Source organism: Pseudokineococcus basanitobsidens (assembly GCF_037482545.1).
GTDB lineage: Bacteria > Actinomycetota > Actinomycetes > Actinomycetales > Quadrisphaeraceae > Pseudokineococcus > Pseudokineococcus basanitobsidens.
Window position 1 is genome coordinate 221488 of the sequence record NZ_JBBIAA010000003.1, and the last position, 4534, is coordinate 226021.

4 protein-coding genes are annotated in these 4534 nt (G+C 77.0%); 1 reads left to right on the forward strand and 3 read right to left on the reverse strand.

Annotation, left to right across the window (positions count from 1 at the left end):
* The 3 genes from WDZ17_RS05280 to WDZ17_RS05290 form a co-directional block, all read right to left on the reverse strand.
* A partial coding sequence (locus tag WDZ17_RS05280) for a hypothetical protein (RefSeq protein WP_339574088.1) occupies nucleotides 1-595 on the reverse strand: 595 nt, incomplete at its 3' end.
* An 88-nt stretch (nucleotides 596-683) separates the two neighbouring features.
* A complete protein-coding gene (locus WDZ17_RS05285; protein ID WP_339574089.1) occupies nucleotides 684-2093 on the reverse strand; it encodes a hypothetical protein in 1410 nt (469 codons plus the stop codon).
* A gap of 114 nt (nucleotides 2094-2207) precedes the next feature.
* Nucleotides 2208-3959, reverse strand: coding sequence for a DUF4012 domain-containing protein (locus WDZ17_RS05290; protein ID WP_339574090.1), 1752 nt, complete (start codon nucleotides 3957-3959; stop codon nucleotides 2208-2210).
* Between the two features lie 223 nt (nucleotides 3960-4182).
* On the opposite strand from WDZ17_RS05290, the gene WDZ17_RS05295 reads away from it, so the two are divergent.
* The coding region (locus tag WDZ17_RS05295) for a methionyl-tRNA formyltransferase (RefSeq protein WP_339574091.1) at nucleotides 4183-4534 on the forward strand (352 nt) is incomplete at its 3' end.

Below are 4534 nucleotides of genomic sequence, written 5' to 3' on the forward strand. Positions count from 1 at the left end.
CCACCAGCAGCCCGGCTTGGATGCCGAAGGCGTTCTCCGAGCTGAAGGGACCCGTCAGCAGCCGGCCTGCCACACCGCAGCTCCAGGCGTCGCAGGCACGCCAGCTGGTGTCCAGGAAGGGGACCGACCAGCACAGCAGCGCAAGGCTCCACGTCGCTGCGATCCGGACGTCCCGCAGGGCGAGGCCCCCCGAGAGGACGAGCAGCAGCGCACCTACGAGGACGAGCCCGGAGACGGATCGCCCGAGCAGAGCCGCGGTCGGCACGGAGTTGATCACGGCGTCCACCAGGAACAGCCACGACCACAGCGCGAGGGCGGCGAGGACGGGCGCCGCCGCCGGGTGCTCCGGGCGTCGCCCGACCGCCTGCCGAGCGACGTGCACGAGGACGCAGACGAAGAAGGACGCCACGACGACACCCCTGGTCCAGAGCACGTCCTCCCAACGGCTGCTGGCGGACCACGAGCTGCCGACGGCGAGGACGGTGACGGCTGCGGACGCCGCGGACGGAGGGCCGAGGCGCCTCCTCTCGCGCTGGGCCGACACGACCGCGACGAGTGCGAGGAGCGCCAGCGCTCCTCCGATGCCCGTGCTCATGCTCCTCCTGAGGTCGTGGTCACGTCGGTGCCGCTCGGACCGGGTGCGCCGAGGCGGTCGCCCACCTCGGCACACCCGATCGCTGGCTTCAGGCGCTCGCGCGCCTGCGGCGGACGGCGGTCGCGCCGACGGCCGCGCCGCCGACGACGACGAGGCCGACGGCCGCGCCGACCTGGAGGCCGAGGCTGTCGACGCCGGTGTGCGCGAGCTCGCCGCGCGAGCTGCTCGACGAGGTCGTCACCGCGGTCCGCTCCGCGCTGCGGGAGACCTCCGTGCCCGAGCCGCCGCGCATGGTGGCGCCGTGCGAGTCCGAGCCGGAGCCGCTGCTCGACCCGGAGCCGCCGTTCGAGCCGGAGCCGCCGTTCGAGCCGGAGCCGCCGTTCGAGCCGGAGCCGCCGTTCGAGCCGGAGCCGCCGTTCGAGCCGGAGCCGCCGTTCGAGCCGGAGCCGCCGTTCGAGCCGGAGCCGCCGTTCGAGCCGGAGCCGCCGTTCGAGCCGGAGCCGCCGTTCGAGCCGGAGCCGCCGTTCGAGCCGGAGCCGCCGTTCGAGCCGGAGCCGCCGTTCGAGCCGGAGCCGCCGTTCGAGCCGGAGCCGCCGTTCGAGCCGGAGCCGCCGTTCGAGCCGGAGCCGCCGTTCGAGCCGGAGCCGCCGTTCGAGCCGGAGCCGCCGTTCGAGCCGGAGCCGCCGTTCGAGCCGGAGCCGCCGTTCGAGCCGGAGCCGCCGTTCGAGCCGGAGCCGCCGTTCGAGCCGGAGCCGCCGTTCGAGCCGGAGCCGCCGTTCGAGCCGGAGCCGCCGTTCGAGCCGGAGCCGCCGTTCGAGCCGGAGCCGCCGTTCGAGCCGGAGCCGCCGTTCGAGCCGGAGCCGCCGTTCGAGCCGGAGCCGCCGTTCGAGCCGGAGCCGCCGTTCGAGCCGGAGCCGCCGTTCGAGCCGGAGCCGCCGTTCGAGCCGGAGCCGCCGTTCGAGCCGGAGCCGCCGTTCGAGCCGGAGCCGCCGTTCGAGCCGGAGCCGCCGTTCGAGCCGGAGCCGCCGTTCGAGCCGGAGCCGCCGTTCGAGCCGGAGCCGCCGTTCGAGCCGGAGCCGCCGTTCGAGCCGGAGCCGCCGTTCGAGCCGGAGCCGCTGCCGGACCCGTCGTCCGTGCCCACGCCGGTGACCCGGACGCTCTGGGTGAGGGTGCGCTCCTCCCCGTTCACGTCGAAGCCGGAGGCGACCAGCGTGTAGGAGCCCGGCTCCGTGAGCTCGATCTCGACGGAGAAGGCGCCGGTGCCGTCGGTGAGGACCTCGCCGAGGACGAAGGGCGAGTCGTCGCCCTCCGCGATGGCGACGAGGACCGACGAGCCAGGCTCGAAGCCGTCGCCGGAGAAGTCGACGGACTCCCCGGCGGCGATGACCCCGGAGGAGACCGAGACGCTCGGAGAAGGGGCCCCGTAGGCGAGGGCCGCCGCGGGGGAGAGGGCGATGAAGCCGGCGGCGACGACCGCCGTGGCCAGGCGATGCCTCATGTCAGTGCTCCTGTGGGTTGTCGTAGGTGGACGGCAGGCCGCAGGTCGCCCCCCGTTGGGGTGGCTCTCGGACGCCCGACCCGTCTCCTTGAGCACCGGCTGCGAAGCGGTGGCTCACGCGCAGGACGCCGTGCTCGTGACGTCGGCCGGCTGGGCCATCGGGGTGACGCGCAGGGAGGGCGCGCCCGTGCGCGGGAGGCCCGCCACGCCCGCCGTGACGGTGGCGCTCCCGCCCGGCGGGACCGCGACGCGGACGAGGGCCACGGGGCGCCCGCGGTCGTCGACGGACGTGAACGGCACGTCCTCGCCGTCGAGGGCCACGGTGGCGATGCCACCGTCCGCGGGGCCGTAGACCATGACGTTGGTGACCGCGGTGCCGCGCTCGCCCTCGGGCACGCGCGTGCCCGTGACGTAGCGGGGGAGGCCGAGAGCGGGAGCGCTCGAGGACAGGACCGTCTCGACCTCGACCGACCCGGCGTCGGCGCAGGCCCGCCGGACGGAGACCGCGGCGCGGAGGTAGTACCCCACCTTCCCCTCGGTGCCGTCGTCGAGGAAGACGCCGACGTCGGGCCCGCCCTCGGCCGGCAGGTCACCGCCGACCGCCGCGCCGGACAGGAGCGCCTGCTCCCGCTCGTCGGCGCTCCAGGCGAGCAGCCGTCCCTCCCGTCCGGCGCGGAGGAGACCGGCGAGGACCACGCGCCGGTCGCCCTCACCAGCCGCCAGGCCCTCGAAGACGGCGCCCGCGGCGTCGGCGAAGAAGTCGTCCTGAGCCGCGGGGTCCTCGTACCGGGCGTAGACGTCCGAGAGCAGCAGCGGGACCGCGGTGGCGGCGCTCAGCTCGTCGCCGGTCGGCAGGGCCACGGGGCCCGTGCCCGCGAGCACGTAGGAGAGGGCGACCGGGTCGACCGACAGCACGCCGTCGACCTCCGTGCCCGTCGAGCGCCGCAGCATCTCCCGGGCCAGCCCGGCGGCCACCGGGAAGCGCGGCGTCGACGTGGTGCTCTGCAGGTACCGACCCATCCGGTCGCCGTGCAGGGCCAGGTCGGCCGGGTCGAGCGGCAGCACGGGCTCGTCGGCGGGCTCGAAGGCGGAGCCGACCTGCTCGAGCTCCAGCGCGCCGTCGTCCGCGGTCACCACGGCCCACGCCCCGGGGATGCCTCCCGTGGCGCGCAGCTCCGCGTTGTTCTGGACCAGGAGCATGTACGTGCGCCGTCCGTCCGCGCCGGCCATCGGCGGCACGAGTGCGGCGATGCGGGAAGCGGCACCGGTGGTCGCGACGAGGTCGTCGAGCCCGTCGCGGACCCGCCCCACGGGGCCGGACAGCTGGGGGAGCAGGCCCTCCACCGGCACGGCCGTGACGGCGTCCCGCGCGTTGCGGGCGGCGTCGTCGGCCTCCGCGAGCGCGGGGGCGGCCGCCTGGAGCGGGCCCAGCTGCAGGCGCCCGCCCTCGCCGGCGAGCGCGGCGGGGTCCAGCGCCTCGGAGGCCCCGAGCAGGCGGGGCAGGACGTCGACGGCGACGTCGTCGACCGCCGCCGACACGGCGGACACGGCCCGGAGGTCGTCGCCCACCGCGGGTAGGACGCCGGCCGCACGCCACAGCGGGTCGGAGCTGGCCGTGCGCGCCCGTGCGGTCCGCGCCTGAAGGTCCGGCAGGGCCTCCCGCGCGGTCGCGGCGTCGCCGTCGAGGACCGCCGCCTGGAGACCGGGCAGCTGGGCGGACGCGCTCGTGAGCGCGTCGCGGACCTGGAGCGCCCGGTGCGCGAGCCAAGCCGTGGCGAGCAGCAGCGCGAGCACCACCACGACGGGGACCACGACGACGGCGCGACGGCGGCTGCTCGCGGCTGAGGCGCCTCGGGGGGAGTTCACCCGTACGGCGTCGGCACGAGCGGGGCGGACCTGTAGGCCAGGGGTGGGCCTAGGGGGGCGTCGGCGAGCGGGAGCCGTCGGCCGTGGCACCTACGATCGTGCGGCCGCCCGACGACCGAAGGACCCCCGTGACCTCCGTGCCTGACCACCCTCGCGAGGCCGCGCACCCGTGTCCGTCCCGGTGCCCCGTCGCCGGACCCGACGCCCCGAGGACCGGCTGACCGTGCGCGTCGTCCTCGCCGGCACCCCCGAGCCGGCCGTCCCGGCCCTGCGCGCGCTGCTCGCCTCGCGGCACGACGTCGTCGGCGTCCTGACCCGCCCCGACGCGCGCGCCGGTCGCGGCCGACGGAGCGTGACGAGCCCGGTCAAGGCCCTCGCGCTCGAGGCCGGCCTCCCCGTCCTGGCCCCCGCCCGGCCGGGCGACCCCGAGGCCCTGTCCGCGCTGGCGGGGCTCGCCCCCGACTGCGTCCCCGTCGTCGCCTACGGCGCCCTCGTGCCGCGGGCCGCGCTGGACCTGCCGCCGCACGGATGGGTCAACCTGCACTTCTCCCTGCTGCCGCGCTGGGGGGGGGGGG

Coding starts and splice junctions, on each gene's coding strand:
- WDZ17_RS05285 (WP_339574089.1), bottom strand. CDS start 2,093: ATGAGGCATCGCCTGGCCACGGCGGTCGTCGCCGCCGGCTTCATCGCC.